The following is a 4,088-nucleotide window of genomic DNA, read 5'->3' as shown; positions in this document are numbered from 1 at the left end:
TCTGGTGGCCGCATTTTTCAGTGAGAACCAGGCCCGGGTCATGCTTATCATCACCCTGATCTCCTGGATGGCAGCCCTGCTGGTGGCAAAGCTGCTTCGGTCCACGCTCATACAGGGGCCGGCCACCCCCTTTGTCATGGAACTGCCCCCCTACCGTCTGCCCACTTTCAAGACGGCCTTCGTGCACCAGCTGCTCGGCGTTGAGGACCGCTCCGCCCGCCGCGCCGCGAATGGTGTTGTGCGAGAGCGCCACAAACTTGACGTGGTTCACGGTGCACGCCTGAATGCGCCCCACAGTGACGGTCATGCCATCCCCGGCGTAGACGTGCTTGCGGGGCTGTGGTGCATCGGGGGCGTTGTCAACGACGACGAGCCGCTCGGGTGCGGAGGGCAGTGCGCTTACGTCGACGGGACTTTCGTAGGTGCGGAAGGCTTCTTCAACCGCGTCGGGCCCGATGGCGTCGCTAAACCGGACCGAGGCGCAGGCCAGGTGTCCGTTGCGTACGGGGACGCGGTTACACTGGGCGCTGACGGCAAGATCGGCTTCCTGGATGGAACCGTCGGCGTACGTGCCCAGAATCTTGCGCGGCTCCTCGTCGAGCTTGTCTTCTTCGCCGCCGATGTACGGGACCACGTTGCCCAGCGCATCCAGCGAGGCCACGCCCGGATAGCCCGCGCCCGAGAGCGCCTGCAGCATAGTGACCTGCACCGCCTCCACGGTAAATGCTTCGACGAGCGGACGCAGCGCGCAGACGAGTCCGACGGTGGAGCAGTTCGGGTTCGTGACGATGAACCCGCCGCCCGACCATGTTTGCTCGTCGATAAGCGCGGCGTGCTCGGGGTTTATTTCGGGGATGAGCAGCGGCACGTCGGGGGCCATCCGGTAGTTTTTGGCGTTGGAGATCACCGGAAAGCCCGCCTCGGCAAAGTCGGCCTCAATCTCGCCTGCAACCGAGGAGTCGAGTCCCGAGAACACGAGATCGGCGTCGACGGCGTCGGGCGTGCAGGGCACGACCTCCATGTCGGCCACCGCCTCGGGCATGGGGCGGCTGCTGAGCCAGTTTGCGGCGTCGCGATAGGAGTGGCCCGCCGACCGTTCAGAGGCGGCCAGGGCGTTAATTGAAAACCACGGATGATTCGCCAAGCGGCGCACAAAGGTTTGTCCAACGGCGCCGGTAGCGCCTAAAATACCAACTCGGATAGCGGGCTGAGCCATAGAACGAATACGGGAATGTTGTGATCAAAAGTAGTGCTGTGTCAATCCTCATTTTGATGGTTGCTCTGCAATCATCCTCCCACGAAGCCTGTCATGGTGAGCGCAGTCGAACCATCTCCTCGGGGCCTGGTAACGCCAGATGGACAGGAGGCCCTGCCAACCTCCAGGGAGATCTTTATTCACTGCGTTCATCAGTCGCTTCGCTCGTGTCAGGACTCCGCGTCTCCTTGGCGGAGCCGCTCCGCTCAAGATGACATCATGTAAACGGGGCATGTTGTAACCCACACATTGACCGTTGACGCTATAGTAGGAGGAGGAACGCAAGCTGCCATGTACAGGCCGTTCGTATCAGACAAAAAGACGGACCGGACGCTGCATAAACAGCATGTTCGTCACCCAGGGGTGGATCCCGGATCAAGTCCGGGATGACGGATTGGTGGGTTGTCCTAAAGGTTGTATGCTGTTCAGTTGTCTCCAGGACTGCACGGGTGGCCTGGGCCCCTCATCTTGGTCTGGTACGTCAGCATACACGGGTGATACGCACGCCATCACGCCACAAGCGGCGGCCAGAAGGCAGGCGTTCCAGCGGCATCGGGCACGATCTGCGTGCCGGGTGCGGTAGGGCGGTCGATGCTGCGCACCTGCATGGGGATGGCGCGCTCGGCGAGCGGGCGCAGTGTTTTCGGATGCATGCCCAGCCGCCCCGACTCGGTCCAGGCAAACGCCTGCTCCATCGTAAGGCGATCCAGGCGCTGCGCGGCGGCGTCGGTGTTGGGGTCGGCGGTGTAGATGCCATCTACGTCGGTGAAGCGCGTGAGCGAGTCGGCGTGCAGAAACGACGCCAGAAGCGCCGCGGTGTAGTCGCTGCCTTCAAAGCCGAGCGTGGTAGTGACGCCGTTAGCATCCGCGCCCACGAATCCAGCAACAACCGGCACGACCTCATCCGGCAGCGCCGCGAACCAGTCGGTCACGCGCGTTCTGGACGCCTCCAGATGCACATTCGCCTCGCCGTAGGTGGTGTCGGTCTCGATGAGCGTGGTGGCATCGCCCACCGTGGCGTCGAGTCCGGCAGCGCGCAGCGTGGCAACCACCATCGGCACCGACAGCTGCTCGCCGGTGGCCAGTACCGCATCGCGCAGGGCCGGGGTAAATCCGGTATCGACTACCGTGTTCAGGCGGATGCGTAGGGCATCGAGCTGCTCCAGAAGCGCCGTCTCGTAGTCCGAGGCCAATGCTTCGGGCAGCACCTCGCGGGCCTGTGTGCGGTGGCGCGTCTTCAGATCCGCCAGAAACGTATCGATGACACCGTCTGCTGTTGTATCAGAGGCCTCGCGCGCTGCCACAACCGCTTGCAGTCCGCGATCAAGCCGTCGCGTTACGCCCGACAGAGCCGACACCACGAGCACGGGCCGGACCGATGCCTGCGCCTGCTGAACGACCGCGCCAATCGTGCGCATCCGCCCAACAGAGCCTGTGGCGGTGCCGCCGAACTTCATAACGACAACTGGACGCGACGCGGTGCTCATAGCAGGCATAGGTTACGTAGAATACAGACCGTAGGCTGAACCTGTCGTTTTTTCGACGTGTTCCTCTGTAGATGCAACAGCGTGGTGCCCTTTGTCAATAATTCCGGTGGCCAAGCGTTGTATTGCAGCCCGTCTGGCTTTATACTGGAGGCACAGGTTGCTTGTAGAAGCAACACACGTACTTGTCTCATCTATTTCTTCTGATCTCGTGGACGCTCGCCTTGATGGACGCGCGGTGGCCGAATCGGTCCGTGCAGCAACGCGCCAGGCTGTCGAATCCTTTACACAAGACGCCGACCCACCCGCGCTGGCGGTGGTGCTGGTGGGCGATCATCCCGCCTCGGCCTCGTATGTGCGTGGCAAGAAGAAAGCCGCTGCCGAGGTCGGCATCGAATCGACCGTGCACCGGCGCGCCGACAGCATCTCGCAGCACGAACTGCTGGAGCTGATCGGCACGCTCAACGCCGACGCCACCGTCGATGGCATCCTGGTTCAGCTTCCCCTGCCCGATCACATCGACCAGCATGCCGTCATCGAAGCCATCGACCCGGCAAAAGACGTAGATGGCTTCCATCCGCAGAACCTGGGACGCCTCCTCATTGGCATGCCGCAGTTTGTGCCCGCCACGCCATCGGGCATTATGGTGCTCCTCAGGCGCGCCCTCGACGACCTTTCGGGCAAGCGCGCCGTGGTGGTGGGCCGCTCCAACATTGTAGGCAAACCGCTGGCGGCCCTCCTCATGCAGCGCGACGCCAACGCCACCGTTACCGTATGCCACAGCCGCACGCGCAACCTGGCCGCGCACACCCGCGAGGCCGACATCGTGGTGGCCGCTGTGGGGCAGCCCAAACTCATCACTGCCGACATGGTGGCTGAGGGCGTTACCGTGATCGACGTCGGCATCAACCGGGTGGACGACGACTCGCGCGAGCGCGGCTACCGCCTGGTGGGCGATGTCGATTACGAGGCCGTTGCTCCCAAGGCTCACGCCATCACGCCCGTGCCCGGCGGCGTAGGGCCCATGACCATTGCCATGCTGCTGCGCAACACCTTGCAAGCCGCCCAGCACCGGCGCGCATAACGCATCCTGGTTTCGTATCCCCCTGGTATAGGGCTGCTTATGGCCTCTTCTACGCAAACCTTTGATCCGCGCTCTACGGCCGTGCCCGACACGACCACCACCGCCCCGGTGCCCGAAGCCGCCGACGGCCTCGACCAGCAAAACGCGGCCCATTCCGAGCAGTCGGCCAGTACAGCCGAACAGCTTTCCTCCCAGGCTGCGGAACTAGAGCACATGGTGACCCAACTGCAGGCCGTGGTGGGCGGCAAAAATACCTGATGATTTG

Annotated in this window: 3 protein-coding genes and 2 pseudogenes; 3 read left to right on the top strand and 2 right to left on the bottom strand. The window is 63.2% G+C overall.

The window, feature by feature from the left end; translation table 11 throughout:
* A pseudogene (locus R6U20_RS08330) lies at positions 1 to 187 on the top strand (hypothetical protein); the annotation flags it as partial.
* Positions 188 to 232: 45 nt separating this feature from the next.
* On the opposite strand, the pseudogene asd reads toward R6U20_RS08330, so the two are convergent.
* Positions 233 to 1,216 (bottom strand): annotated as a pseudogene (asd, locus tag R6U20_RS08325) (aspartate-semialdehyde dehydrogenase); the annotation flags it as partial.
* Positions 1,217 to 1,764: 548 nt separating this feature from the next.
* On the bottom strand, positions 1,765 to 2,742 hold the full coding sequence (locus R6U20_RS08320; protein ID WP_410337400.1) for an aspartate kinase: 978 nt from the start codon (positions 2,740 to 2,742) through the stop codon (positions 1,765 to 1,767).
* A 208-nt stretch (positions 2,743 to 2,950) separates the two neighbouring features.
* On the opposite strand from R6U20_RS08320, the gene folD reads away from it, so the two are divergent.
* The gene (folD, locus tag R6U20_RS08315; RefSeq protein ID WP_410337399.1) at positions 2,951 to 3,823 is read left to right on the top strand and encodes a bifunctional methylenetetrahydrofolate dehydrogenase/methenyltetrahydrofolate cyclohydrolase FolD; all 873 of its coding nucleotides are present in this window, start codon (positions 2,951 to 2,953) and stop codon (positions 3,821 to 3,823) included.
* Positions 3,824 to 3,862: 39 nt separating this feature from the next.
* Complete coding sequence (locus R6U20_RS08310; RefSeq protein ID WP_410337398.1) at positions 3,863 to 4,081, top strand: hypothetical protein; 219 nt, start codon at positions 3,863 to 3,865, stop codon at positions 4,079 to 4,081.
* Positions 4,082 to 4,088: the final 7 nt, after the last annotated feature.

The sequence above is a fragment of the Longimonas sp. genome (assembly GCF_046498435.1).
Lineage (GTDB): Bacteria > Bacteroidota > Rhodothermia > Rhodothermales > Salinibacteraceae > Longimonas.
The sequence above is the reverse complement of the archived record's forward strand: the minus strand, read 5'-3'. Positions and strand labels throughout refer to the sequence as shown.